Origin of the sequence: Collinsella aerofaciens (genome assembly GCF_028206995.1) — a bacterium.
In the GTDB taxonomy this organism is placed as follows: Bacteria; Actinomycetota; Coriobacteriia; order Coriobacteriales; family Coriobacteriaceae; genus Collinsella; species Collinsella aerofaciens_AQ.
Genome location: NZ_JAQLFL010000019.1, coordinates 1 through 25208, shown reverse-complemented (window position 1 = coordinate 25208; position 25208 = coordinate 1). Strand labels below are relative to the sequence as shown.

The following is a 25208-nucleotide window of genomic DNA, read 5'->3' as shown; positions in this document are numbered from 1 at the left end:
CTTTCGGAATGCGGGGTCTTTTCAGACAGAGCATACCGAGTCCCCGGAATCTCCCACGACGCCTTGCCGCTGCGGCAACGATGAAAGAAGGGGTAATGACGAAGAAAAAACCCGCGCTGGGTTGCGCGGGCTTCAGGATATTGCGCGTCTGTTCCGTTGCGCTTGTTAGAAGGTGCGTCCATGAAGCAGCGCGGCCGCGCCACCGAGATGAGCCATGGAATCATCGCATCTGGTCACCTGGATGCGGTCACGTACGATGTCTCGGTAGTCGGGGGGAGCAACAGTCGTTTTCGGTCGGTCGGACGATGCGGCCTCGATTTCGATTGCATCGAGATTCTTGGGGACGGTGCCGGCGGCGACTTCGAGGCATCCATGCGTGTGCTTCGGGCCGAAAGACAATTGCCAAGGCTTTACGTCCCTCGAGACCGATAGCACCGGCACGCGACCGTCAGGTCTTGCCGCCCCATACCAGATGACATCGAGGGGGACCTTCATAAAGAACATGTGGATCGAGGAGCACTTGCGGAACAGGGCGGCATTACCGATCGGGACGTCATCGCGTCCCATCAGTCCCATGAAACGCTTCCAAAAGGTGTCCATCACCTCGAGCCTGTAGGTGCCGATGCTCTTTCCCGTTGTATCGAATAGACGCGCCTCGCTATCCGCCATGAAAACATCCTCTCGAATCAAAACGATGATGTCTTGAAGATAGGGGTCATGGCGGATGACGAGGGTGATTTGCCGCTGCGGCAATTGGTTGCCACAAGAAAAGCCCCCGCGAGATGCAGGGGCTTAATATCAGATGCAAATAGAGCTAGAAGCAGAAGGCAGGAAGCACAGAGTAGGTGTCCGTCACGATATCATGGGACGACGGATTGCCGTTGCTGTGGACGCTGAGGAAGGACGCTTTGTAGCTCGGATACACCGAGCGCTCCCACCAATAGCCGCCAATCTTCAGGCAATCGTTGGCCGAATTATTATTCAAGACCTTGCCCCTAAAGGCCTCGTACTGGGTTCCCTCGGAGGAGGTCCAGGAATAGCTGGATGCCCAGTAGGAGGTAGGGACGATCTCGGAATAGCTGAGCAGGAACAGCTTGTCCGAGGTGGCCGTCACGGAGGCGTTCACGTCGGTTCCGCCGACGTTGTTCGTGAGCTTCTTGACGGGTTTCACTTTCGACTGGAAGTCGCTCGGCATCAGGCTCCAGATCTCGCCGGAGTTCATCTTGGCGCGGAGCCCGGACTTCTCCCAGCCGCCGGCATTGGTGTCCGTGGCGTTCATGCGGGAGCTGATATTCGTCGAGGTCGTGAGGAACGTCAACCCCGCTTTGCCGGAGCCGTCCGCGAGATCGTCGTGGTTGATGCCGATGATTCGGTACTCGAGTGTCTTGCCGTCGGTGAGCTTCATCGTGAACTTGGTGCCGGCATCCATCGCGGCCTTGGCTTTGGCGTAGACGACCGAGGAGGTGCCATTCTTCGCTATATCGGTGGCGGCTGCCTTCTGCTCATCGAGCGTCCAGTCCTTAGCGTCCTTGTTCACGACGGTCTTCATCGCTTCCTTGTACGCCTTCTCCTCGGCCGAGATGAAGTTATCGCCCTCGGTACCGGAGTCGACCGTGTTCGTGACCTGGTTGAACTGGTTGCGGATGGCTCCGGCCACGCCGGGTCCTGCGAACACGATCACCAGGCCGATGACGGCGATTATCAGGACGTACTCGACTGTCCCTTCGGGCGGCGGGTATTCCTAGGAGATACCCCCCCCCGAGAGAAAACCCCATTGCACCCATGCATGATTCCTCTCGATAAAATTGCCTTTAACCAAGGCTAGTCTACTCACTGCAAAACTCGTTCCTTCGACTTTGCCGCTGCGGCAAGATCGCCACGGTGCATCGAGGGTGAAGAAGATGACTGAAGAAATCAGTCGGTGAGAGCATGGTATTGAAAATCAATCTGGTCGTCGAGGGCCGGCGAATTGATAGGACGCAAAATCGGTAAGGCTGAGTCGACGCCGGTGAAGTTATTTGGAATCAGCATCGGCTTCGCCGATGCATCTTATGCAGCTGAAATCGCCGAGGTATCGGGCCGGCTCGAAGGCGTATTTCTTGCCGCGCCATACGTAGAAACCGTTTTCGCGAATCGACTCGAGGTCAGCAGGTTTCACGCAATGGCCGTCCGCCCTCACCTTGAAAGTCGTTCCGCATCCCGAGACGAGAGTCCATGCGCCATCCTTTGACCAATGGTTCGTAGTGCAGGTAAAAGATTTCCTGTTCTTGGTGAGCTTCAACGGTTGGCCGCATTTGGGGCACAGGCCGTACATGTCGGCGAAGACCTTCTCCTGTTTCTCGAATGCGTTGTCCAGCACCGCCGTCGCCTCGCGCTTCGTGAGGTGTTCGATATCGATGCCCTCGGCATCATCGCCCAACATGCGCTTTATCTGCCCAATCTGGGCGCTCGAGGCGGGCTTGTCGCCCCACTTTTTGACAACCTCGGTGTCCCACAGGGATCTATCGCGAGAGGGAACAGGATAGTGATCGAGCCAACGGCGCACCGCGGCCTCGGCTGTAGCCTCGTCATCGTATTCGCGGACGGTCTTTTGGTTGCCGATGAAGTCGACCGCAACATGGTAGAGGATATCTGGGGCATGCATGCGGACCGACCAGCCGACACCGCGGATGACCTTGGAGCCGTCCGCGCGGCGAATCCAGGCGATGTTCTGGCTGGAAGCGGTGAGGTCAATCTTGCGGACGGATAGCACCCAGCCCTCGGGGGTGTCCTCGGCCGCCTCGATACGATCGCGCATGCCAGACAAGGTCCCGCGAACGGCCCTTTGCTCGTTTTCGTCGAGCTCACTCGGGTCGATGCCGATCAGGCTCGGAGCCGTGCAGATATCGTTCCTATCCGAATCGCCCACGCAGTCTATCAGCAGCAGGTCCTTCTTCTTGTATCCCGTTTCAGGATCCTCGTAGAGGCGCAGGCCGCGCCCGACCATCTGCGTGTAGAGGGTCGAGTTTCTGGTCGGCCGCGCAAGCAGGACCGTCTCGATAAGGGGCATGTCGGTTCCCTCGGTGAACACGCCGAAATTGATGATTACGGGTATCTTTCGGTCGGTGAAGTCGGCGATAATCTGGCGGCGCTCGTCCATCGGCGTCTTGCCGTCAACGACCACGGCGCCCTCGATGAGGTCGGCCAGCGCATAGGCATGATCAACCGACGAGGCGAAGATGAGGGTCTGGCCTCGATGGAACTGGCGGTAGGCCTCGGCCACCTGCGCGTTCGATTTCGGGCGGTTCACGGCATCGTTCAGTGCGCTCAGCTGGAAGTCTCCCGCCACGCGCTTCACGCCCTTGGTCGACCACTCGACCTCCACCTGCATGCAGTCTATATCGCAGAGGTAGCCGTGGCGTATGCCCCATAGTAGATCACGCTGGAAGACGATATCCTCGAAGACATCATCCAATCCCCTACCGTCGCCACGGTTCGGGGTCGCGGTGAATCCGATGTGAAGGCGGGGCTGCAGGTAATCGACAATCTTCTGGTACGTGGGCGCCAGGGCGTGATGCGCCTCGTCGGTCACGATGAGGTCAAAATCGCCCGGCTTAAAGTTCCGCTGGAGACGGGTGCCGCGCGACAGCGTCTGGACCGAGCCGGATACAACTGGCTCGCCGTCCGAATGACGCCCGGCCTTCTCGATGCCTACGGGACAATCAAAGTATTTGACCGGCTGCGCCACCAACTCGTCCCTGTGCGACAGAATCAGCATGCGGCCGTGGCGATGGATATTCGCAAACGTGACGGTCTTGCCCAACCCGGTCGCCATCTGCACCAAATGGGCACCGCTATCCAGATTGTCGATTATGCCGATACATTCCGCTTGATAATCCCTCAGTTGCAAACCGCTAGCGGACATGTGACTCCTATCCCATGGAGGCCTTGCCGCGAATCGTGGTATGGGTAATCAGCGTTTTTGATCCGCGGCAGCTCGGCCATGAAATCCGGTCCCTTGACCAGGCGGCGATACGGCACTCGGATTTCGAAACCCTAAAGACCCTTTCGCTCCCGACATCGACCATCGGCAGGAGACGTAGTCTGCTTAAAACCGCCTAGACCGATTCCATCTGGGTACTCGGTATCCGAAATGGATCCCGTCATCCTTTGCGCCCTTTCGCCATGTTTGAGCACTTGCGGACTCTTTCAGGCCCTTAGTAGCCACGTCCTCCGCGCTCGGCGCTTGCCGATGCTGATCAGGCATCGGGTCGCGCGGCAGGCAACCGGATAGGTCAAGAATAGTCGGTCGGGCGATATTCTGCTGTCGTGAAGGCGACAGGGCGATATGCATATAGCGTAGGTTTGCGCAACGCGATGGCTCAAAACGAACGGTAGGAACAATAGCGGCTAGATAGACGAACAGGTAGACAAATAACGCACGGGAAGATTTGTCTTGGGATTTGAATGAAGTGTGGAGACGTTGCACCGCTGCCGAACAGAGGCGGTTTCGCGTGTGTCAGCTGCAGAAACAAGGAAAGCGAGAATAATGAGGGGAGTCTAATCGTGCAGTGGATAAACCACGGCTAAGGTGAGGATTGTATGGCGGCATGGCGTTGATAACGCCGCTGCCAACAGGTAGACGGGCAGAAATAAGAAGAAGGATGATATGGAACGCAGTAAGTTTGCGATGCGTGGGATGAAAAACAATAATAACAACTGGCGATACTGCGGGGCGCCTTTTTGGGGGCGCCCCGTGTGTTTTACTGGGCGGTTGGGCAACGCGGCTATTAAAATCTGCTCAGGAATCGGCTCAGGGGTTTGCGCTGCCACCATCGTTTCCTGTCAGCTTTCCCTTTCGATTTACCAGAGGTAGGGCCATCAGGCCCATCGGCCACGGTCTCATCTGGCTGAACAGCTCGATCTTCCTGCCCGTCAGCCATATCGGACGATTCCGCATCCGGATCAATCGTTCCGAAGGAATCGAACTCCGATCCTTCAGCTTCGGCCTCGGCCTCCCTATCGATTTCGTCAACGATGTCGCACAGCATGGTCAAATCTTCCCAAGCCAGGCGAGGCTGATGGCCCCAATCCTGCTTCGTGGTAGCCTTTAGCACGGCAATGTGTGCATGCCTGCCGATATATGGAAACCGAGCCCTTTCGCTTTTAGAAAATCCGGATTGATCTACATAGGGATGGTAATTCTCCAGCGCCGATATGGCCCTAGCAGTCCAAAGCCATTCGCGACGCCTGTCGCGCCGGCATCTCGAAGATAGGTCACCGAATACGGTCCTCTGGAGTAGGGATTCGCAATCCTCGGAGGCCAAATCTATTCCGTCAAGGTAGATCTCGATGACATCCAGGCCAATCTCGCTGAACTTCACTACGTCTTCCAGCGACTTTTGGTGTTTCACGCGGATTTCAACCGCAACCCTGCCGAGATTACCTCGGCTATCTTTCAGCGTCAGGATGACATCAGGGCGTAAGCCGTTTTCCTGAGTCGTCTCAAGCTCAACAGCCTCGATAGTGCATTTTCTCGCCGTATACGGTACCCAGATTTCCGGATAGACGCAGCGGTTTTCCTGTTCGAAAGTCTGCCGCCAATCACGGCTCCATCGCCCGGAATCGCATATCCTCGACGCGTGCGGAGCTGCGTCCGCCAAGGAGACCATCGGGAGGCGGAACTCCCTGCCGACCGAGTCGGCCAAAAGAGACTTAACAGCCCTATGCAGCTGCGACTCGAAACAGCCGCCGCACGAGGACAGCGATGAGTGCCTGAAGCACTTGTAGTACGGGTGAGGCGTATTGGTCGCAGTCCGCACGGCCTGCAGTTTGCCGCCGCAGGACGGGCAGACGAGCCCGCAGCGCTCTCCGTACCTGTCGAGCGGAACCGAGCTCAACCATACAAACCTATCAGTTTGCGGGTCACAGCCGAACGGCACGCCTTGTCCTTTGCATTTCGAAGCCATAGAACCCCATTTCATGTCGTGTTTTGAAACAACGTATATGAGGCGAATTGTTCTGGCTGGCGGTCGCCGCTGCGGCAATCAGGGTCGTTCGGCAAAAGAAAAGCCCACACAGGAATGTGCGGGCTTTACATTAGACAGACTAGAAGCACCAAGCGGGGAACACGTCGTTGGTGAACGCCGCGGCGTTGTGGCCCCAGCAGCCAACGCTACTGACACCGCGGAAGCCCGCGGAGTAGTCCGGACTAACGGAGCGAGTCCAGTGAAAGCTACTCGACGAAGCTCCGGAGTAGTTCGACGTCGTCACGCCCTTGGATTTGTAGTACTCGTACTGGGTGCCATCGTGGTCGAGGTCACCGTAGACTTCAGTCGTCGAGAGCAGGAACACCTTGTCCGTCGTGGCCGAGGGGGTGCCCGCCTTGCCACCGCCCTGGTTGTCGGTCATCTTCGTAACAGACTTCACCTTGGACTGGAGCTCAGAAGGCAGGAGCGACCAGAGGTCATCAGTGTTGAGACGACCGCGGAGCTCAGACCTATCCCAGCCGCCGGCGTTCGCGTTCGTGGCATTCATTCTCTGGGCAGACAGGGCAGTGTTGGTCGCCTCGAACGTCAGACCCGCCTTGCCGGAGCCGTCGGCGAGGTCATCATGATCGATGCCGATGATGCGGTACTCGAGCGTCTCGCCGTTCGTCAGCTTCATCGAGAACCTCGTGCCGGCATCCATGGCGGCCTTCGCCTTGGCGTAGGCGATAGACGATATACCGTTTTTGGCGATGTCTTTGGCAACCGCTTCCTGCTCATCCAGCGTCCAGTCCTTGGCGTCCTTGGCGACAGCCGCCTGGACGGTAGCGGAAGCGGTGCCTGTGGAGCCGCCACCGGACGCGCCGCCGCCCTCGGTGCCGCCGACCGTCCCATTGTTCACCGTGTTGCCGACCAGGTTGAACTGGTTTCGGATGGCACCGGCCACGCCGGGCCCTGCGAACACGATGACCAGGCCGATGATTGCGATGATCAGGACGTACTCGATAATTGACTGGCCTCGGAGAAGAGTACCTCTAGGAGATACCCCCCCCCTCGAAGGTTAATTGCCGCTGCATGCATTTGCGACACTCCCTTCGTATGGGGATTGATATTGCATACGGGAGCGTACGATGGAGTGAACCGGCCAACCCGCAACGTGCCGCTGCGGCATTAGTCAACATATCTCATCATGGGACAGCAACGACTACCGGAGCAATGAGTTAATCGGGCGCTTTGGGCGGACTGCCACGTCAGCCCCGCAAATCATGCCTATATCGTCAACGGGAAGCACAGGCCCGTAGCTGAGGTCCTACTGACCAACTATACGGTGGAGTGAATACTGGCCGAAACATACGGATACCAATCAGCTATCCCCTACCCCGGAGCCTCAGAAGCGATTTGAGGGGCTGTTGGCTGTCTGAGCGGACCCCATTGGGACATACACCCGATGAGGCCCTTATTTAGGGTTTTGCTCGGTCATAACGATATCTGAAATGAATACGATCGGCGCGGCTGCGGCCATCTGCCGAGGGCGCACCGATCGCGGCCCGTCTTGCATCGATTTTGAGGACTTTCGGCTTGTGTCCACGGCGCAAGTAGCCGCAGTAGGTAGGCGCAGGTAAATAGATTGCGCATATGTAGACCAAATAGAGTAAATAGACCGCATATGCGGAATCAATGGATTCCGAAATGTGGAATAGAAGTGGAGGGGGGATCCATTAAAATCACGATTCTACAAACCCGCAGGTAGATGGGCATGTCCTTATTAGCTAAAAAACAGCCGTTGATTCTTTTTTGATTCCCTTGTTGATTCCTGATAAAAAAAGGTCAGGCACTAGGTGCCTGACCTGCAAACTTCTGGTCGGGACGACTGGATTCGAACCAGCGACCCCTTGACCCCCAGTCAAGTGCGCTACCAAGCTGCGCCACGTCCCGAAGCTTTTCTTTGTTGCTCTGCTCTCGCTCGCAACAGGGAGTATATTAACCCGAAACTTTGTCCTTGTGCAAGAACTTTTTTACAAATTTTGAAGCAAGTCCAAAATTGTATCTGCGAGCTGGGGTTTTGTTAGCACGGGAAGTTCTTGCGTGCCCGCTGTACTCACGATCCAGGCCTTGTTGGTATCGGTTCCAAAGCCCGAATCGGCGCGCGAGACATCGTTAGCGATAATGGCATCGCAACCCTTGCGGGCGAGCTTTCGCTGCGCGTACTCCACGACGTTATCGGTCTCGGCCGCAAAGCCGATCACGCACCGCTCTCCCTTTTGGCGCGAAAGCTCGGCCAAGATATCGACCGTCTCGACTAGTTCGATGCGATCCAGGCGTTCGTTGGCCTTTTTGAGCTTATGGTCGGCAGGGGATGCGGGGGTGTAGTCGGCGACGGCCGCCGCGCAAATGGCCGCATCGGCCGTCTGAAAGGCGCCCAGTGCCGCCTGCAACATCTCTGCGGCGGTCTGTACGCGCAAACACTCCACACCGCGAGGAACATCGAGCGATGTCGGCCCCAGCACAAGCGTGACCGCAGCACCGCGGCGAGCGGCCTCCCCCGCCAGAGCGATGCCCATCTTGCCCGACGACCGGTTGCCAATAAAGCGCACGGGGTCGATCGGCTCGTGCGTGGGGCCGGCGGTGATCACGATGCGCTTGCCCGCAAGATCCTGAGGTGCGGAGTTGAGCACCTGGCAGACGGCCTCGACGATGTCCTCGGGCTCGCTCATGCGTCCCGTGTCCACGTCGCCGCAGGCAAGGTAGCCGCTGCCGGGCCCCACCACATGGACGCGACGGTCGCGCAGCGTGGCCATGTTGGCCTGCGTCGCCGGCGCTTTCCACATGCCATTGTTCATGGCCGGCGCGATCACAATGGGTCGTGGCGTTGCCAGCAGCGTGGTGGAGATGAGGTCGTCGGCGATGCCGTTGGCCATCTTGGCGATGATATTGGCCGTCGCGGGCGCCACGACCACCAGATCGGGCTCCTGCGCCAGCGAAATGTGGTGGATGGGGTCGGAGGGGTCGTCGAATAGGCCCACGGCAACGGGCTCGTTGGTGAGCGCACGAAAGGTGAGCGGGCCCACAAACTCGGTGGCATGCTCGCTCATAGCGACCTTGACGCGCGCGCCACGCTTTTGCAACAGGCGCACGATGTTGCACGACTTATAGGCGGCGATCCCGCCGGTAATGCCCAGCAGGATCGTTTTTCCCTCAAGTTGCATTGAATTGTTGGATGCCGGCGTCATCGCTAGGCTTCCTTGCTCGGGAGCACCAGGAGGCGGTGGCAGTACGGGCAGTGCGTAATCTCGCTACCATCGTGGTTGAGGTCGCTCATGGACGATGCCTGCAGCGCGGTGTGGCAGACCGTGGGGATGTTGCCCTGGATGGTCTCGACGGCCAGGCCGCGGAACTGCTTGAGTAGACGCTCGTAGTCGGTGAGCACGTCGGCCGGCAGCGTGGCGGCAAGCGCGGTGCGCTCCTTAGTGGCGGCGTCAATCTGAGCCTGCAGGTCGGCAGCCTTGGCGCGGGCAGCCTTGGTATCGGCCTTCACGCCCTCCTCGAACTTGGCGATGATGGCCTGCGCGCGGGCCTCGCGGTCGAGCGCCTCCTTATGGGCGACAACGACGTCCTTGCGGGTGTGCTCGATCTTGTCCAGACGCTTGGCCAGGGTAGCGAGTTCATTCTCCAGGTCCTGAACCTCGCGGTAGTCGGAGCCGTCGACGTGACGCTTTTTGGCAGCCTCGATGGCGTTGTTGGTCTGAATCTCGGTGGTGTTGAGATCGTCGAGCTCGATGTCCAGGTCCTTGCGCTGGGCGTAGAGCTTGGTCATCTCGGCTTTGAGCTTAACGTAGGTCTTGCGCTTGGAAGCGAGCTCCTTGAGCTCCGGCATATTGGCAAGTTCGCTCTTGTTGCGGGCGAGCTCCAAATCGATCTGTTGCAGCTTGAGTAGCGTAGCGCCGGCGCTCATAAGTTCTCTCCTTTTGTCACAGTCCACCATTGGCAAGGGTTCAGTATTTTAATCGCATGACGGGGGTCGACCCTGGCGTCAACTGCAGAGTTCATCAATATATCAACGAACGGCTCCTCAGAGCGGTCGTGGCCGAGCAAGATGACGCCCAGACCGCGCAAGGCAAGGTCTTGCGCCACGTGGTAGCCCGCCTCGCCCGTCACGACGACATCCGCATCCGCGGCGATGGCGAGCTCGCCAAAGTCGCCCAGGGAGCCGCCCAAAATGGCGATGGTGTTGCAAGTGTGCTTGGCATTGCCCCACACGCGCGGGTCGCTGCCAAATGCCGTTGCGGCGCGGGCGGCGAGCTCGCGCAGGCTACAGGGGTCGTTAAGCGTTGCAAGCGCGCCCAGGCCGGTGGCTTCGGGGTCGTCCACGTGCTCCAGTGAGCTCACGGGTGCGGCATCCAGCAGCTCGCTCAGGCAGAGGCGGGCTTCGTGCGAGCGATCCAGGTTGGTGTGGAGCGAGATGATGCTCACGCCGCAACGGGCCGCCTCATAGAGTGCCGCGCTGCACTGGGGGCGAGTGGCATCCGCTGGACAAAACGCCTCGGGCGCCTTGATATAGATGGGATGATGCGTCAGCAGCACGTTGGCGCCGGCCTTTTGGGCGCGGTGCACATTGGCTTCGGTCGCATCGAGCGCGCAGACAACGCCGGTAATCTCCGCGGCCGGATCTCCCACAGATAGCCCAACATGGTCCCAACTCTCGGCATCAGTCTTGGGATAGCGTGCCAGCAGCGCGCGCTCAAGCTCGGCGACGATCATGCGGCGCCTACGATCGAGAGCAGCGTCTGGGCAAACTCGTCCAGATCGTCCGGATTCACGCGGTCATCGAACGAGATGCGAAGAGCGCCGAGAGCTTGCTCGCGACCGATGCCCATCGCGCTCAAAACGTGGCTGGGGTCCATACTGCCGCTCGAGCACGCCGAGCCTGCCGATACCTCAAAGCCGGCAGCGTCGAGCTTGATGATGAGCTCCTCGGAGTCCATGCCGTCAATGTAGATCGATACCATGCCGGGCAGACGGTCGGCCTGCGTGTAGTCGCCCATGGTGGCGTGAATGCGCGGATGGGCCGTAAGCGTGGCATAGAGCTTGTCGGAAAGGGCTTGCAGCTTCTCGCGCTCCTGGGCCACATGGGGCGCCAGCGTACGGGCGGCAGCGGCAAAGGCAAGCTGCGTGCGCAGGTCCTGCGTGCCGGCACGACGACCGGCCTCCTGTCCGCCGCCAAAGATGCGCGGGCGCAGCGGCGTGCGGTTCTTAAGGTAGAGCGCGCCGGATGCCACAGGACCGCCAATTTTATGGGCGGCGACGGACATAGCATCGACGCCCAGCTCGGTGACATCGAGCGGAATATGCAGATACCCCTGGATGGCATCGGTGTGGAACAGGGCACCCACGGTATGCGCGGCCGCGGCAAGCTCGCGGATGGGCTGCACCACGCCGGTCTCGTTGTTGGCAACCATGATGCTCACGAGTGCCACGTCGTCGCCTAACAGCTCGACAAGCGCGGCAGGCTCAATGTAGCCCGCGCGGCAGGGCTGCACCAGGTCGACGGTAAAGCCAGCGGCACGCAGCAGCGGCAGGTTGTCCAGAATCGAATCGTGCTCGATCGCCGACACGATCACGCGGTCGCGCTTGCGATCGCGCTGACGGGCGCCCTCGGCAAGTCCGAGGAGCGCCAGCTGGTTTGCCTCGGTACCGCCGTTGGTCAAGATGATCTCGGACGGACGGACGCGCTCGCCAAAGCTGCGGGCAATCTCGCGACGCGCGACTTCAAGGCGCGCAGCGGCCTTGCGGCCGAGCGAATGCAGCGAGTTGGGGTTGACGCCGGCAAGCTCGCTGTCGTCGTATTCGCGCTGCGCAAGGCGCGCCTCGGCGCGCATGGGCGTCGAGGCGGCATAGTCAAGATTCACGGGTATGCGGTTTTGACCTGCGGTCATAAGGATTTATGCCTCCTGTGCAGCCTCGTTGCCCAGCTTCTGCAGCAGCGCAACCTCAGCGGCGGGATCTTCGGACTTAAATACGGCGGAACCGGCCACGAGAACGTTGGCACCAGCCTTGACAACCTCGGCGATGTTCTTGGAAGAGATGCCGCCGTCGACCTCGATCATGGGCGAAACGCCGTGGCGCTCGCACATGGCCTTGAGCTCGTGCAGTTTGGCAATGGTACCGGGGATAAAGCTCTGGCCGCCAAAGCCGGGGTTCACGCTCATCAACAGCACCATATCGACGACGTCGATGATGCTCTCGAGTACGCACACGGGGGTGGCGGGGTTGAGCACCACGCCGGCCTTGACGCCGCGCTGCTGCAGATGGGTGAGCGTGCGGTGCAGGTGCGTGGAGGCCTCGTAGTGCACGGTGATCATGTCGGCACCGGCGTCGGCGTACCAATCGACCGTTTCGTCGGGGTTCGACACCATCAGGTGCGCGTCGACCGGTACATCGGTGGAGCGCTTGACGGCCTTGAGGATGTCAACGCCAAAGGTGAGGTTGCCGGTAAAGTGACCGTCCATAACGTCGAAGTGCACGTAGTCGGCGCCGGCGATTTTGTCGAGCTCGCCCTTGAGGTTGGCCATGTCGGCCGAAAGGACGGACGGAGCGATTTTAATGGAACCCATGGTAGAAGCCTTTCTGCGTTAGTCGGTGAGTCCGTAGAACTCTTGAGAGGGGACGCGGTCGGTAAGGATCTCGAGCGCCCTATCCAAAGTAACACCGTTGTAGAGCGTTTGCTCCACGGCAAAGGTGAGCGGAATGTCTACGCCCAGTGAACGGGCGAGCTCGCTGACACTGCGGGCCGCGACGGCGCCTTCGACCACCATATGCGTGCGCGTCTGATACTCGTCGAGCGACACGCCATGAGCGAACTCGTAGCCAAAGGTGCGGTTGCGCGAATGCTCCGAGGTGCAGGTGGCAATGAGGTCGCCCATGCCGGCAAGTCCCATGCAGGTCATAGCTTGACCGCCGCGGGCGTGCACCAGACGGCTGATCTCTGCCAGGCCGCGTGTCATGATAAGGGCGAGCGTGTTGTCGCCCGCACCGGTGCCGGCGGAGATGCCGCACACGATGGCGATTACGTTTTTCATGGCGCCGCAGACCTCGACACCGGTCATGTCCTGCGACAGGTAGATGCGGAAGGCCGTTGACAGAAGCAGGTCCTTAAAGGTCTCCCCTATCTGTGGATCTTCGCTGGCGATGACGGCGGCAGAAAGACCTCCGCGGCAGATTTCCTCGGCATGGTTGGGGCCAGAAAGAGCCGCGACACGTGCCTCGTTGCCGATCTCGCTGGCGATGACCTCGCTCATGAGCAGGCCGGACTCGGGCTCAATGCCCTTTGTGAGGCAGAGCACCGGGGTATCGGCGGCGATAAAGGGCGCGGCCTGGTGGCACACGCTGCGAAGGTGCGTGGAGGGCACGGCAAAGATGATGGCCTCGGCGCCGTCAAGCGCCTGGGCCAGGTCCGTCGTAGCGACAACGTTTTCCGGCAGCACGTAGTCCACCAGATAGCGCGGGTTGCGGTGCTCGCCGTTGATGCCGGCGGCCGTCTGCTTGCCATGGGCCCACATGGTCACGCGCTCGGCTCGCGCGGCGGCAAGGCCGGCGACGGCGGTTCCCCAGGAGCCAGAGCCAATTAGCGCAACATTCATGACTCTCTCCTACTTATCGTCGGGCTCGGTGACGCGCTTGGTAAACGAGAGCTTGGACTCCTTACCGGTCATGAGCTTTTTGATGTTCGCGCGATGGGCCCACACCACGGTGATGCCGATCATCGCCATGCAAAACTTAAGTCCCAGGCTGCTGTACGGAAAGACCGCGCAAGCAGCGATGGGAAGGCCGATGGCAGCGGCAAGCGATCCCACCGACACATACTTGGTGATGGCGACGGCCACGATAAACATGCCCAGCAGCGACAGACCAATGGGCCAGTACCAGGCGAGAATAACGCCCAGACCCACGGCGATACCCTTGCCTCCATGGAAGTTGAGGTAGGGCGAGAAGATATGGCCCCACACCGCTGCCAGACAAATGACGCCGAGCATCCAGTCGCCGGCGGCGCCGGGGGCCATAATGCTCACGGGGAAGCCATAGCCCAAGTCGGCAATGAGCGGACGCGCGATAAGGACGCAGATGGCGCCCTTAAGGCAGTCGAGCAGCAGCGTGAGCGCGGCCACCTTGGGGCCGGCCACGCGCAGCGCGTTGGTGGTGCCGATGTTGCCGGAGCCCGCCTTGCGAATGTCCGTGTGGTTGAACACGCGGCCCAAGATCAGGCCAAACGGAATCGCTCCGATAAAGAACGAGACCACGGCGCAGATGGCGGTCAGCAGAATCGGATTATGCATCCTTTTGCTCCTTCTTTCTAAAGAAGAGTCGAATGGGCGTGCCGGCAAAGTCGAAGGTCGAGCGCATGCGGTTCTCCACATAGCGCTGGTAGGTGTCGTTGACCAAGTCGCTGTGGTTGACGAAGAACGTGAACGTCGGCGGGTTGACGCCCGTCTGGGTCACGTAGTGCATGCGCAGGCGGCGCTTGCCGTCCACCACGGTATGACCGAACTCGCGCAGGTCGGTGAGGAACGTGTTGAGGCGCGAGGTGCTGATCTTTTGCGAGCGCGTCTTTTCGGCAGCGTCGACCATTGCCCAGATCTTCTCGACGCTGCGCCCGGTCAGGGCCGAAATGCGCAGGTACTGGGCCCAGGGAGCCATGACGCCTAGACGGCGGTCGATGGTCTCCATGCAGGCCTCGCGCTTACGGTCGTCGTCGAGCAGATCCCACTTGTTGAGCAGCACAACGATGGCGCAGCCGCGCTCGATGGCCAAGCCCATGACCTTCTGGTCCTGCTCGGTAACGCCCACGGAGGCGTCGACGACGAGTAGCGCCACGTCGGCGCGGTCGATGGCGCGCAGGCCGCGGACCATGGAGTAGTACTCGATGTTCTCGTACACGGTGCTCTTCTTGCGGATTCCCGCGGTATCGACCATGCGGTAGTGCTTGCCGTTGCGCTCGACGACTGTGTCGATGGCGTCGCGCGTGGTGCCGGCGATGTTCGAGACGATGGAGCGGTCGGCGCCCAGGATTCGGTTGAACAGCGAAGACTTACCGGCGTTGGGGCGGCCGATGATGGCGACGTTCAGCGCGTCGGGGAACTCATCGGCGACCTCGTCCTCTTCCTCGGGAAGCAGGGCCACGATGTCGTCGAGCAGGTCGCCCGTGCCGTGGCCGTGCAGGGCCGAGAGCGGCGTGGGCTCGCCGATACCGAGCGAATAGAACTCCCAGATGCTGTCGTTCTCTCGATCAGGGTTGTCGAGCTTGTTCACCAGCAGAAAGACCGGCTTGTCGCAGCGCTTGAGCATGCGAGCGACCGACTCGTCCTCCTCGGTGACGCCGGTGCGGCCGTCGACCACAAACAGGATGACGGCGGCTTCCTCGGCGGCGGCGAGGGCCTGGTCGCGAATGGACGTGGCGAAGACGTCATCGCTCTTGAGCGGTTCGATGCCGCCCGTGTCGACGATGGTGAACTCGCGGCCGTTCCAATCGGCCGTGTGGTACGAGCGGTCGCGCGTGACGCCGCGGGACTCGTGGACGATGGCGTCCGAGGTCTGGGCCAGGCGGTTAACGAGCGTGGACTTGCCCACGTTGGGGCGTCCGACGACGGCGACGATAGGTTTCATCTGCACTCCTTTAATGGGTAGGGTCAGTGGAAATGATAGAGTCCGCGGGCACAATGCCAAGGATGTGCTCCAGGGTATCGAGCAGCTCATGCGGCATGGTCGACACCACATGAACCTCGGCGCCGCGACTGGTAAGGCTTGCGAGTAAATCGTCACGATGATACTCGTCAAGCGTCATGCCGTCAGCGTTGAACATGAGCTTAGGCACAAAGAGCATAACCCCCGAGAGGTCCTGCGGCAGCTGCTCCAGAATGTCACACGCGACGATGAGGCCGGTCACGTCCACGTTGCCGCCAAAGTAGCGGTTCTTGATGGCCGTGACAGTGCCGGCGAGTCCCTTGGGCGATTCCACAAAGCGGGCCACCGTGTCGCGTGCGCTGGCGCCCGAGAGGCACAGCAGGTGTTGGCTGCGGGCGGCGATGGCCTCGCGGACGCGGGCCAGTCGCTCGGCATCGGCAGCGAGCACGTCGTCGGTCTCGTCCAGATACGAGCGGATCATGCCGATGCCGTCGTAGTACTGCGGGTAACCGTCGTAAAAGTCCGCCTCGGGAGGATCGATGCCGGCGTCCAGATAAAATTCGTCGCTCATCTGGAAGGTGTGGCGGCCAAAGCGCTCGAAGGCTCGATCCTGGAAGGGCCTGATCATGGCGATGGTCTCGCGCGCCAGTTCGGGCTTGTCGCTGTATGACCAAGTAAAGCGATTCTGGTGCTTGGTAAAGCCCAACGGCACGATGCCCAGGCTCGTGATCTGCTCGTGCTCCTCGCAAAAGCGCAGAGTCTTTTGCAGCTCCTCGCCGTCGTTCATGCCGGGGCACAACACGATCTGCGCGTGAATCTCAATGCCAGCGGCCATGATGGTCTCGAGCACGTCCATGCCGCGCTGGGCGTTGCGGCCCATCATGCGGCGGCGGACGTCGGGGCTTACGGCATGGACCGACACGTTCATGGGGCTCATGTTGCGTTGAATGACGTTTTGCACGTCCTCGTCGGTGAGGTTCGTGAGCGTGACAAAGTTTCCCTGCAAAAAGCTCAGGCGGTAGTCGTCGTCGCGGATGTAGAGCGTGGAGCGACCGCCCTTGGGGAGCATCGTCATAAAGCAGAACACGCAGGCGTTTACGCAGGTGCGCATGCCATCGAAGATGGGGCCGTCGAACTCCAGGCCCCAGTCCTCTCCCGGGAAGCGGTCGAGCTCGACGGGGGTGACGGTGCCGTCGCGCGGGTCGAATACCTCCAAATCAACGGTGTCGTCGTCGGCCTCCCAAAGCCATACGATCATGTCGGTGAGCGCCTCACCGTTGACCGTGAGCACGCGCATGCCCGGCTCGATACCCACATCCCATGCGGGCGATTCGGGACGCACGTTCTTAACGAGCGCGCCCTCACCCGGCTCGGGGTCGCGGCTGCGCCCGTAATCGGCCACCTCGGCGGCGTATGCGGGTACGGTCTGGTCCATGGTTAGCGGCAAAGCTCCTTGATGCGCGCAACGGCGCGCTCGATGTGTTCTTGCGGGGTGGAGGCTCCGGCGGTGATGCCGATGTGGTGAGCGTCGGTAAACCACGCGGCCTGGATTTCGGAAGCTTCCTCGATGTGATGCGTATGCTCGCAGGCGTCTGCGCAAATCTGAGCCAGGCGGCGGGTGTTGCCCGAGTTCTTGCCGCCCACGACGACCATGCAATCACAGCGTTTGGCAAGTGTGGCTGCTGCCTGTTGACGCTCGCTCGTGGCGGCGCAGATGGTGTTGATCACGCGCAGCTCCTGCACGCGCGGGGTGATGGCAGCCACGACCTCGGCGAGGTTCTGCGCGGTCTGGGTGGTCTGCACAACCAAGCCCACCTTGCCCTTGAACGACAGCGCGTCCGCATCAGCGGCGCAACTCACGACCTGCGCATCGTCGCCGGCGTGACCCAGAATGCCCTCGACCTCGGGATGCCCCGGCTCACCCACGACCACCACGTGGTAGCCCTCGCGCACCAGGCGCTCGGCTGCCACGTGAACCTTCTTGACGTAAGGGCAGGTGGCGTCGATGACGTTAAGGCCACGCTCGCGAGCGGCATCGATGACCTGCGGCACCACACCGTGGGCGCGGATGATCACGGTGCCGGTTGCGGCATTATCCAGGTTCTCGGCCAAGCCAACGCCTGCCTCAGCGAGCTCGCGTACCACGATGGGGTTATGAATGAGCGGACCCAAAGTATGGACCTGAGTGCTCTCCCCTGCCTGCGGCGCGGCGGCCAGCGCCATATCGAGCGCACGCTGTACGCCGTAGCAGGTGCCGGCGTGGGCGGCGATCTCGATGGTAGGCGCGGTTGCCTGGTCGGACGCAGTCGCGGCGGTGTTCGTTACATTCTCGCTCATGGTTAGAACCTTCCCGGATGCTCGGCGCACAGGTCGTCGCGCATAGCGTAGACGCGGTTCATGGCCTCGGACTCAAACCATGCCAGGCGCTCCTTGCGCTTGAGCTCGGCCGGTGCATCGGATAGCGAGATGGCCTTGCCGGCACGGATCCAGCACTTTTTAGGGCGCATGAGCTTTTTGCCCGCAGGCGTAATATCGGACCAGCCGCAGATAGCAAGCGGGTTGACGGGTGCCTTGCCCATCTGGGCGATGAGCGCAAAGCCGCCATGGACCTCGGGCTTGATCTCGCGCGAGCGGATGCGCGTGCCCTCGGGGAAGATCAAGACGTCCTCGCCGCGCTGCAGCGCATGCTGGGCGGCGCGCAGGCACTTCATGTCGGCGGTGCCGCGCTCGACGGGAATACCGCCCACGCGGCTAAAGGCCCAGCGCACGATCTTGCTCTTGGCGAATTCGGACTTAAAGATGGGACGAATGCGGCGGCCCCCAAAGAACAGCGCCGTCTCCACGGCCAAGAGCTCGGCCATCGAGGTGTGGTTGCAGATGACCACGCTGCCGCGGCCTTCCTGGCGCTCAAACAGAAGATCGGCGTCCTCGACCTTCCAGCGCCACATGAGCTTGGAGAAGGCCCAAAGGATGGCCATAACCACGACGACAGTGCCGCGGATGAGAGCCGGGAACTCGGCGTAGGGGGCGTTGTAATAGTCCTCGGGCGTCTGCTTAAACAGGCGCATGGGCTACCTCCTTTGGTTAATGAGGTCCTCGATTATCGAGACGACCTCGTCGATGGTGTGGGCGGTGGAGTCGACGTGCACGGCGTCCTCGGCGGGCACGAGCGGGGCGACCTCGCGGCTGCTGTCGAGCTTGTCGCGCTGCTTAAGGGCGTCGAGGGTCTCGTCGACCTCGGCTTCGAGCTGCTCGGACGTGAGCGGCTGGGCATCGTTTTGGTGACGCTGCAGCACGCGGCGACGGGCGCGCTCACGCGGGTCGGCCGTCAGGAAGACCTTGACCTGCGCGTTAGGGAACACGACGGTTCCGATGTCGCGACCCTCGGCCACGATATCGCGGTCCTCGGCGGCAAGGCGCTGATGGATGAGCATGGCGGTGCGCACGCCCGGGTAGGCCGAGACCTTGGACACGTTGGCGTCGACCTGCGGGGTACGAATGGCGGCCGAAGCGTCCTGGCCGTCGATGGTCAGGCGCGTGTCCTCGCCGGTACCGTTGGTAAAGCGAATCTCGATCTGCTTGGCGAGGGCGTCGATGGCCGCCTCGTTATCCAAGTCGATGCCGCGGTCGAGCGCGGCGAAGGTGACGGCGCGATACATGGCGCCCGTGTCGAGCTTGTTAAAGCCCAGCTGGCGGGCGATCTCCTTGGCGATGGTGGACTTGCCGGAACCGGCGGGGCCGTCGATGGCGACGATCATGCAATGCTTCCTTTCGATGATTGACGTGCTGGTATGGTTCGCGGGCGTTGGGGCGCGGCGGGTTGCCTAGCGCGTGTATCGCTCGCGGTAGGTGTTGCGCTTGGGTGCGGAGCCGTGGCTGCCGTGGTGACGCGTGCGGCTGGCGAGGGTTTCCTGAGGCTTGCCACCGCGTTTGGCGCTCGCCTGCTTGGGTGGGATACCGCCGGCCTTGAGGATCTGCACCTCGCGGTCGGTGAGCTCGCGCCACGAGCCCTTGGCCACATCCTTGAGCTCCAGGCCGGCAAAGTTACAGCGATGCAGGCGGATCACCGGGTGGTGGATCTTGCTCAGCATGCGCTTGACCTGGTTCTTGCGGCCTTCGCGGATGATGACCTCCACGGCGGTGGTGCCGGGCTTGACGCCCTGGGGAGCTACGGCCTCGGCCTCGCGTGCGGTGATGACGCGGCAGATTGCCGGCTGGCAGAGGCCGTCGTCGAGCTCGATGCCGCGGCGGAGCGGCGTGAGATCGCGGTCGGACAGTTCGCCGTCAACGAGTGCCTGGTAGGTCTTGTAGACGTGTTTGCTCGGGTGCAGCAGGTCCTGTGACAGTTCGCCGTCGGTGGTAAAGAGCAAAAGGCCCGTGGTGTCGCGGTCCAGGCGGCCCACCGGGAAAAGTCCCGGAAAGCGGTCGCGGGGAACCAGGTCGGCCACGCAAGGGCGCTCCTGCGGGTCGCTCATGGTGGTGAGGTAGCCGGTCGGCTTGTAGAGCATCAGGTAGACGGCACCCTGGTTGAGCTTGACGGGCATGCCGTCGACCTCGATATAGTCGCGGTCGACATCGACCTTGGTGCCCAGCTCGGTCGCGACCTCGCCGTTGACGGTCACGCGGCCGGCGGTCATTAGATCCTCCGAGCCGCGTCGGCTCGCCACGCCCGCGCGCGCCAAAAAGCGCTGCAGGCGCATAGTGTGCGGGTAAACGGGCTGGGCGTCGGTTGCGGGTGCTGCGTTGCCCATGGCGCACGTCTCCCCTACTTCGTTAGTCCTCGTCATGCAAATCCTCCGAGGTCTCGTCGACGACCAGGGTCTCCAAGCCCTCGACTGCCTCAACATCCTCAACATCGGTATCGAGCAGTTCACGCTCTTCGTCCAGGTCCTCGGCCTGCTCCTCGAGCGTGGACTGAATACTGCGGCCGCTCAGACGCTCGCGGATAAACTGGCGCGACTGCTCGTCGGGGGCAAACTGCTCCAGGTCTGGCAGGTCGTGGGTGGAGCGCAGGCCGAACTTTTCCAAGAAGGCGTTGGTCGTGCCGTAGATGATGGCCTGACCGCGCTGGGGATCGCGGCCGAGCTCGCGCACCAGACCCTTGTCCACGAGCGACGTAATGACGCCGTCTGAGTTGACGCCGCGGATGCCCTTGACCACCTCGCGCGTTACGGGCTGGTGGTATGCGATGACGGCCAGGGTTTCGAGCGCCGCCTGGGACAGCTTTTGCGTGTCCCAGCTCAACACATAGGCCTCGACCACGTCGTGGTAGGCGGGGTGCGTGAACAGGCGCCAGCCGCCGGCAACCTCGCGCAGCTGAAAGCCGCGGTTGGCCTCCTCGTACTCAACCTTGAGCTCGGCGAGCAGCGACGCGCATTCGCCGGGGGCGATATCGAGCGCACCGGCCAGCGCGGGCGCACTCACCGGGTCGCTCGACACCAGCAGCAGCGCCTCGAGGGCGCCTTTGAGGCTGTTTGCCTCCAGCGTGGAAAGGGTTGACATGGTTGCGGCTCCTATTCGGTGAGCTCGGGGCCCTCGCCGGGCACGTATGCCTCGGCTCCCTCGACTCGGTTGATGCAGATGGTTCCGAAGATCTCGTCCTGGCTCAGCGTGAGCGAGCCGCGCTTGGCGAGCTCAAGCATGGCCAGGAAGGTGACGACGAGCTGCTCGGTGGTGGCATCGCCGTCCAGTAGCTCGCGGAAGGTGCAAGATTGGTGCGCCATGGTAAAGCGGTCGACCGAGGCCACGGTCAGGTCGAGCGGCACGCGATGCGGCGCCACATGCTCGGCCTCCAGCAGGAAGGTCTGGCGCTTGCCGTCCAGGTCGGCACAGATGACGGCGAGACCGCGCAGCGTGATGCCGGCCAGATAGTCGGGCATTAGGCCCAAAAACTCCGGGTCGGGACCGGCCACACGCGGGTGCATGCGGCTTTCGGCCTGCATGCGGGCACCGAGGGCCGCCGCCGCGCCCTTAAACTGCTTGTAGGCGATCAGGCGCTGGATCAGGACCTCGCGCAAGGCGTCGCCGTCGAGCGCGCTGAGCTCCTCGAGGTCTTCGTCGAACTCGCCATCGTCGTTATCGACTTTGCGCGGGGCCTCCTGCGGCACCAGAGAGGCAGCCTTGATGTCCAAAAGGGTTGCCGCGACCAGCAAAAAGTCGCTCGCCACGTCCAGATCCAGCGCCTCGATGCGCTCGGCCTCGGCAAGGTACTGCTCGGCCACCTCGCTGATGGAGATGGCGCCGATATCTACTTTTTGGCGGGTTACCAGCTGCAGCAGCAGGTCGAACGGTCCGCTGTAGACCTGCGTCGACACGCGATACGACATCTTCGACCTCCTTTGACGGCGCCTTCGCGGCGCGGTTTGGGTGCATGTTACGACCGTATTGCACTGTCGACCTGTAAGTTTACCTTAGATGCCGGCGATTGCGAAGTTGAGCAGCCACTCGGCCAGCGGATACACGGTAACGTCGAAATACCGCCCGATCACGTCGATGCCGGTCCACATGGGCAGCAGGTACAGCACGATGATAAGGATCGGCATGGCGTATTGTTGTAGACGGTAATAGTTGTTGAGCGCCTTGCCATTGAGGAACGGCACGATGATCGACGAGCCATCGAGCGGCGGAATCGGGATGAGGTTGAAGAACGCAAGCGACAGGTTGACCACGATGAACGTGGCGCCGAAGTTCATGATCTGTGATGCCACGGCAAAGGACATGCTGGTGTAGAGGTTGCCGTACGTTGCGTGCATGAGGGCGGCCGCGAGGCACGCGAGGGCGATGTTCGACGCGGGGCCGGCCACGCTCACCAGGACCTCGTCGCGCTTGGGGTGCTTGAGGTTGTTGAGGTAGACGGGCACGGGCTTTGCGAAGGCGAATACGGGACCGCCGGCGGCAAGCATCAGCAGCGGCAGGATGATGGTGCCAAACGGGTCGATATGGTTGAGCGGGTTGAGTGAGACGCGGCCGCGCGAGCGGGCCGTCTTGTCGCCGAGCGCCCAGGCCGCCGCGGCGTGTGCGCTCTCGTGGATAACGATGCCCACGATGACGGCGACGGCGCTAGCGAGCAGGTTCATGAGGTAGCTGCTGGACATATCGATCCCCTAGCGGACGCGGCGCGAGGCGCGCGTGAGCAGGTAGTCGGCCACAAAGAGGATTACCGCGACGATGGCGTAATCCAGGCGGAACACGCCGCCAAAGGGCGATGTGATGACGCCGTAGCCGGCGATGGCGCTCGGCAACGCACGCGAAAGCTCAACGACAAAGCCCACGATCTGCAGCTTGGCGGTGAGGCCGCTAAAGCACAGCAGCACGGTCATCGCGCTCATAAAGATGCCGCAGATGCGGCACGCGATGGCGATGATGCTCATCGCCACGGCAGCGGCCTTACGAGAGTTCACGCGCGGTCTCCTCTTCGATCTGGGTGGAAAGCTCCAGCCATTCATCCTCGAGCTTGGGAAGCTCTTGCTTAAGGCCGTTATATTCCCCCAGCGCGGCATTGAACTTATCTTGATCGGCATAAAGCTCTTCGCTTGCCATCAATTCCATAAGCTCGTCATAGCGGGCGCGCTTTTTATCGAGCTCCGTCTCGATCTTCTTGAGCTGGTTGCGCACGCCCTTGAGCTTTTTGTTGAGCGCAGCGCGGGCCTGGGCCTCGGCGCGCTTTTGCTCCTTGGTCTTTTTGCCCTCGGCAGGCTTGGGGGCGGCGACGCTGGGCTGGGCGGAACTGGTCGGCTTGGCTGCCTTGGTCGTGGCCGGTGTGTCCTCCCCTGCCGCCTCGGCGGCGGCGCGGGCCGCGAGGTCCTCGCGCTTGTAGAGGTAATAGTCGTAGTCGCCGTCATAGACCGTGACCTTGCCATCGCGGATGTCGATCACGCGGTTGGCCACGGCGCGCACCAGGTGCTCGTCGTGGCTGATTAGCACGATGGTACCGGGGAAGTTTTGCAGGGCGTTCTCGAGCATGTCCACCGAGTCGATGTCCAAGTGGTTGGTGGGCTCGTCCAGGCACAGGAGCGCCTCGGGGGCCACGAGCATCTTTGCCAGGGCCAGACGCGCCTTTTCGCCGCCGGAGAGGACACGGACCTGCTTTTCAATTGCGTCGTTGTCGCTAAATAGGAAGGCGCCCAGCAGGCTGCGCTGCTGCGGCACGGTCCACTTGGGCGTGACGGTGTCGATTTCTTGCAGTACGGTATTGGACTCGGTCATGCCCTCGAGCGCGTGCTGGGCGTAGTAGGCCACGCCCACGTTGGTGCCCAGATCGCGGGTGCCGGTGGTGGGAGGCTCCAGGCCGGCGAGGATCTTCATGAGCGTGGACTTGCCGGCGCCGTTGGGGCCGACGAGCGCCACGTGCTCGCCGCGGTAGAGCTTGAGGTCGATGTCGCTGTAAATGTGCTTGTTGCCGTAGGACTTGGATACACCTTCGAGGCCCACGACCATGTCGCCGGAGCGCGGCGGATCGGGGAACTTAAAGTCGATGTGCTTGTGACCCTCGGGCAGGATGACAAGCTCCTTTTTGATCTGCTCGATCTTGCGGATTCGCTCCTGAGCCTGGGCAGCCTTGGTGGGCTTGTAGCGGAACTTGTCGACGAAGACCTGCATGTGGGCGATGTCGCGCTCCTGGGCGGCACGCTTGGCGCGCATCTGCTCCAGGTTGTCTTCGCGCTGCTTGAGGTAGCTGCTGTAGTTGCCGGTGTAGGTGGTCACGCGACGGTTTTCGAGTGCGGCGACGTGGTCGACGCAGGCGTCCATGAAGGCGCGGTCGTGGCTGACGATGAGGACGGCGCCGTCGTAGTTGGCGATAAAGCCGCGCAGCCACTGGACGCTCTCGAGGTCCAGGTGGTTGGTGGGCTCGTCTAGAAGCAGCAGGTCGGGGTGGCGCAGGAAGAGCTTTGCCAGCGCGATACGCATCTGCCAGCCGCCCGAGAACTCGGAGCACGGGCGCTCAAAGTCGGTGACCTTAAAGCCCAGGCCGGACAGGATTTTGCGGGCGTTGCTCTCGAGCTCGTAGCCGCCCAGGTGCTCAAAGCGGTCCTGGACCTGGCCATACTCGTTAAGGAGTGCGTCGACGTCCTTTCCCTGTTCGGATAGCTCGGTGATCTGGGCCTGTAGCTCGTTGGCGCGCTCGCCCATGCGGCGGATTTCCTTGGCAGCGGCCATGACCTCGGCAAGGATGGTGGTGTCCTTTTGCTCCAGGTTGGTTTCCTGCTCCAGGTAGCCTACCTGGCAGTCCTTAGCGTACTGGACCTGACCGGCGTCGGGGCTGTCGATGCCCATGATGATCTTGAGCATGGTGGTTTTGCCGGCGCCGTTGGGGCCCACGAGCGCGAAGCGCTCGCCGGGGTTGATCTGGAAGGACGCGCCGCTAAAGAGGACGCGCGCGCCGAAGCTTTTTTCGATCTTGTCGACCAGGAGGATCATGGTGCCGCCTTTGACCTTGTGTGCCTATATGAAAAAAGGCCCCAACTTGCGTTGGAGCCTCATTCAATGCTCGGGTGGAGACGAGGGGATTCGAACCCCTGACCTCTTGACTGCCAGTCAAGCGCTCTCCCAGCTGAGCTACGCCCCCGT

23 protein-coding genes and 2 tRNA genes are annotated in these 25208 nt (G+C 61.6%); all 25 read right to left on the bottom strand.

From position 1 onward, the window contains the following. Nucleotides 1-165 precede the first annotated feature (165 nt). On the bottom strand, nucleotides 166-669 hold the full coding sequence (locus PMX60_RS09790; RefSeq protein ID WP_271747767.1) for a DUF192 domain-containing protein: 504 nt from the start codon (nucleotides 667-669) through the stop codon (nucleotides 166-168). A gap of 145 nt (nucleotides 670-814) precedes the next feature. After that, complete coding sequence (locus PMX60_RS09785) at nucleotides 815-1657, bottom strand: DUF6273 domain-containing protein (RefSeq protein ID WP_271747766.1); 843 nt, start codon at nucleotides 1655-1657, stop codon at nucleotides 815-817. Nucleotides 1658-2014: 357 nt separating this feature from the next. Next, the gene (locus tag PMX60_RS09780; RefSeq protein ID WP_271747765.1) at nucleotides 2015-3904 is read right to left on the bottom strand and encodes a DEAD/DEAH box helicase; all 1890 of its coding nucleotides are present in this window, start codon (nucleotides 3902-3904) and stop codon (nucleotides 2015-2017) included. 865 nt (nucleotides 3905-4769) lie between these two features. Then, on the bottom strand, nucleotides 4770-5948 hold the full coding sequence (locus PMX60_RS09775; protein WP_271747764.1) for a competence protein CoiA family protein: 1179 nt from the start codon (nucleotides 5946-5948) through the stop codon (nucleotides 4770-4772). A gap of 139 nt (nucleotides 5949-6087) precedes the next feature. Next, the gene (locus PMX60_RS09770; protein ID WP_271747763.1) at nucleotides 6088-6912 is read right to left on the bottom strand and encodes a DUF6273 domain-containing protein; all 825 of its coding nucleotides are present in this window, start codon (nucleotides 6910-6912) and stop codon (nucleotides 6088-6090) included. A gap of 912 nt (nucleotides 6913-7824) precedes the next feature. Beyond that, nucleotides 7825-7901, bottom strand: a tRNA-Pro gene (locus PMX60_RS09765). Between the two features lie 80 nt (nucleotides 7902-7981). Then, the gene (gene coaBC / locus PMX60_RS09760) at nucleotides 7982-9196 is read right to left on the bottom strand and encodes a bifunctional phosphopantothenoylcysteine decarboxylase/phosphopantothenate--cysteine ligase CoaBC (RefSeq protein ID WP_271747762.1); all 1215 of its coding nucleotides are present in this window, start codon (nucleotides 9194-9196) and stop codon (nucleotides 7982-7984) included. 2 nt (nucleotides 9197-9198) lie between these two features. Continuing rightward, nucleotides 9199-9918: a zinc ribbon domain-containing protein gene (locus PMX60_RS09755; RefSeq protein ID WP_035138469.1), complete on the bottom strand. Its 720-nt coding sequence runs from the start codon at nucleotides 9916-9918 to the stop codon at nucleotides 9199-9201. Further along, complete coding sequence (locus PMX60_RS09750; protein WP_271747760.1) at nucleotides 9915-10724, bottom strand: Nif3-like dinuclear metal center hexameric protein; 810 nt, start codon at nucleotides 10722-10724, stop codon at nucleotides 9915-9917. Before PMX60_RS09750 ends, PMX60_RS09755 begins: the two co-directional genes overlap by 4 nt. Beyond that, nucleotides 10721-11899: a cysteine desulfurase family protein gene (locus PMX60_RS09745; RefSeq protein WP_271747759.1), complete on the bottom strand. Its 1179-nt coding sequence runs from the start codon at nucleotides 11897-11899 to the stop codon at nucleotides 10721-10723. Before PMX60_RS09745 ends, PMX60_RS09750 begins: the two co-directional genes overlap by 4 nt. A gap of 6 nt (nucleotides 11900-11905) precedes the next feature. Continuing rightward, the gene (gene rpe / locus PMX60_RS09740; RefSeq protein WP_196031248.1) at nucleotides 11906-12577 is read right to left on the bottom strand and encodes a ribulose-phosphate 3-epimerase; all 672 of its coding nucleotides are present in this window, start codon (nucleotides 12575-12577) and stop codon (nucleotides 11906-11908) included. An 18-nt stretch (nucleotides 12578-12595) separates the two neighbouring features. Further along, nucleotides 12596-13603 carry an NAD(P)H-dependent glycerol-3-phosphate dehydrogenase gene (locus tag PMX60_RS09735; RefSeq protein WP_271747758.1) on the bottom strand — a complete coding sequence of 336 codons (1008 nt, stop codon included), beginning with the start codon at nucleotides 13601-13603 and terminating at the stop codon, nucleotides 12596-12598. Nucleotides 13604-13612: 9 nt separating this feature from the next. Continuing rightward, nucleotides 13613-14296, bottom strand: coding sequence for a glycerol-3-phosphate 1-O-acyltransferase PlsY (plsY, locus tag PMX60_RS09730; protein ID WP_006236028.1), 684 nt, complete (start codon nucleotides 14294-14296; stop codon nucleotides 13613-13615). Beyond that, on the bottom strand, nucleotides 14289-15623 hold the full coding sequence (der, locus tag PMX60_RS09725; protein ID WP_006236029.1) for a ribosome biogenesis GTPase Der: 1335 nt from the start codon (nucleotides 15621-15623) through the stop codon (nucleotides 14289-14291). The genes plsY and der overlap by 8 nt, the downstream gene beginning before the upstream one ends. Nucleotides 15624-15633: 10 nt before the next feature. After that, nucleotides 15634-17076, bottom strand: coding sequence for a DUF512 domain-containing protein (locus PMX60_RS09720; protein ID WP_271747757.1), 1443 nt, complete (start codon nucleotides 17074-17076; stop codon nucleotides 15634-15636). A 2-nt stretch (nucleotides 17077-17078) separates the two neighbouring features. Beyond that, nucleotides 17079-17978 (bottom strand): 4-hydroxy-3-methylbut-2-enyl diphosphate reductase, encoded by a 900-nt coding sequence (locus tag PMX60_RS09715; RefSeq protein WP_271747756.1) that lies wholly within the window; start codon nucleotides 17976-17978, stop codon nucleotides 17079-17081. Nucleotides 17979-17980: 2 nt separating this feature from the next. Then, entirely contained in the window at nucleotides 17981-18709 is a 729-nt protein-coding gene (locus tag PMX60_RS09710; RefSeq protein ID WP_271747755.1) for a lysophospholipid acyltransferase family protein, read from the bottom strand. 3 nt (nucleotides 18710-18712) lie between these two features. Further along, on the bottom strand, nucleotides 18713-19399 hold the full coding sequence (gene cmk, locus PMX60_RS09705; RefSeq protein WP_271747754.1) for a (d)CMP kinase: 687 nt from the start codon (nucleotides 19397-19399) through the stop codon (nucleotides 18713-18715). Between the two features lie 66 nt (nucleotides 19400-19465). Continuing rightward, complete coding sequence (locus PMX60_RS09700; RefSeq protein ID WP_271747753.1) at nucleotides 19466-20392, bottom strand: pseudouridine synthase; 927 nt, start codon at nucleotides 20390-20392, stop codon at nucleotides 19466-19468. Nucleotides 20393-20414: 22 nt separating this feature from the next. Further along, nucleotides 20415-21143, bottom strand: coding sequence for an SMC-Scp complex subunit ScpB (gene scpB, locus PMX60_RS09695; protein ID WP_271747752.1), 729 nt, complete (start codon nucleotides 21141-21143; stop codon nucleotides 20415-20417). 11 nt (nucleotides 21144-21154) lie between these two features. After that, nucleotides 21155-21967, bottom strand: coding sequence for a segregation and condensation protein A (locus PMX60_RS09690; protein WP_271747751.1), 813 nt, complete (start codon nucleotides 21965-21967; stop codon nucleotides 21155-21157). A gap of 84 nt (nucleotides 21968-22051) precedes the next feature. Next, nucleotides 22052-22735 (bottom strand): site-2 protease family protein, encoded by a 684-nt coding sequence (locus tag PMX60_RS09685; RefSeq protein WP_271747750.1) that lies wholly within the window; start codon nucleotides 22733-22735, stop codon nucleotides 22052-22054. A 9-nt stretch (nucleotides 22736-22744) separates the two neighbouring features. Further along, on the bottom strand, nucleotides 22745-23041 hold the full coding sequence (locus tag PMX60_RS09680) for a hypothetical protein (protein ID WP_164473297.1): 297 nt from the start codon (nucleotides 23039-23041) through the stop codon (nucleotides 22745-22747). Beyond that, entirely contained in the window at nucleotides 23028-25058 is a 2031-nt protein-coding gene (locus PMX60_RS09675; protein WP_055287417.1) for an ABC-F family ATP-binding cassette domain-containing protein, read from the bottom strand. The genes PMX60_RS09680 and PMX60_RS09675 overlap by 14 nt, the downstream gene beginning before the upstream one ends. Before the next feature lie 75 nt (nucleotides 25059-25133). Next, nucleotides 25134-25206, bottom strand: a tRNA-Ala gene (locus PMX60_RS09670). Nucleotides 25207-25208: the final 2 nt, after the last annotated feature.

Bases quoted from the DNA above. Each gene is read 5' to 3' on its own strand.
- PMX60_RS09790 (WP_271747767.1), bottom strand. From the start codon at position 669: ATGGCGGATAGCGAGGCGCGTCTATTCGATACAACGGGAAAGAGCATC.
- PMX60_RS09780 (WP_271747765.1), bottom strand. From the start codon at position 3,904: ATGTCCGCTAGCGGTTTGCAACTGAGGGATTATCAAGCGGAATGTATC.
- PMX60_RS09775 (WP_271747764.1), bottom strand. From the start codon at position 5,948: ATGGCTTCGAAATGCAAAGGACAAGGCGTGCCGTTCGGCTGTGACCCG.
- coaBC (WP_271747762.1), bottom strand. From the start codon at position 9,196: ATGACGCCGGCATCCAACAATTCAATGCAACTTGAGGGAAAAACGATC.
- PMX60_RS09755 (WP_035138469.1), bottom strand. From the start codon at position 9,918: ATGAGCGCCGGCGCTACGCTACTCAAGCTGCAACAGATCGATTTGGAG.
- PMX60_RS09750 (WP_271747760.1), bottom strand. From the start codon at position 10,724: ATGATCGTCGCCGAGCTTGAGCGCGCGCTGCTGGCACGCTATCCCAAG.
- PMX60_RS09745 (WP_271747759.1), bottom strand. From the start codon at position 11,899: ATGACCGCAGGTCAAAACCGCATACCCGTGAATCTTGACTATGCCGCC.
- rpe (WP_196031248.1), bottom strand. From the start codon at position 12,577: ATGGGTTCCATTAAAATCGCTCCGTCCGTCCTTTCGGCCGACATGGCC.
- PMX60_RS09735 (WP_271747758.1), bottom strand. From the start codon at position 13,603: ATGAATGTTGCGCTAATTGGCTCTGGCTCCTGGGGAACCGCCGTCGCC.
- plsY (WP_006236028.1), bottom strand. From the start codon at position 14,296: ATGCATAATCCGATTCTGCTGACCGCCATCTGCGCCGTGGTCTCGTTC.
- der (WP_006236029.1), bottom strand. From the start codon at position 15,623: ATGAAACCTATCGTCGCCGTCGTCGGACGCCCCAACGTGGGCAAGTCC.
- PMX60_RS09720 (WP_271747757.1), bottom strand. From the start codon at position 17,076: ATGGACCAGACCGTACCCGCATACGCCGCCGAGGTGGCCGATTACGGG.
- PMX60_RS09715 (WP_271747756.1), bottom strand. From the start codon at position 17,978: ATGAGCGAGAATGTAACGAACACCGCCGCGACTGCGTCCGACCAGGCA.
- PMX60_RS09710 (WP_271747755.1), bottom strand. From the start codon at position 18,709: ATGCGCCTGTTTAAGCAGACGCCCGAGGACTATTACAACGCCCCCTAC.
- cmk (WP_271747754.1), bottom strand. From the start codon at position 19,399: ATGATCGTCGCCATCGACGGCCCCGCCGGTTCCGGCAAGTCCACCATC.
- PMX60_RS09700 (WP_271747753.1), bottom strand. From the start codon at position 20,392: ATGGGCAACGCAGCACCCGCAACCGACGCCCAGCCCGTTTACCCGCAC.
- scpB (WP_271747752.1), bottom strand. From the start codon at position 21,143: ATGTCAACCCTTTCCACGCTGGAGGCAAACAGCCTCAAAGGCGCCCTC.
- PMX60_RS09690 (WP_271747751.1), bottom strand. From the start codon at position 21,967: ATGTCGTATCGCGTGTCGACGCAGGTCTACAGCGGACCGTTCGACCTG.
- PMX60_RS09685 (WP_271747750.1), bottom strand. From the start codon at position 22,735: ATGTCCAGCAGCTACCTCATGAACCTGCTCGCTAGCGCCGTCGCCGTC.
- PMX60_RS09675 (WP_055287417.1), bottom strand. From the start codon at position 25,058: ATGATCCTCCTGGTCGACAAGATCGAAAAAAGCTTCGGCGCGCGCGTC.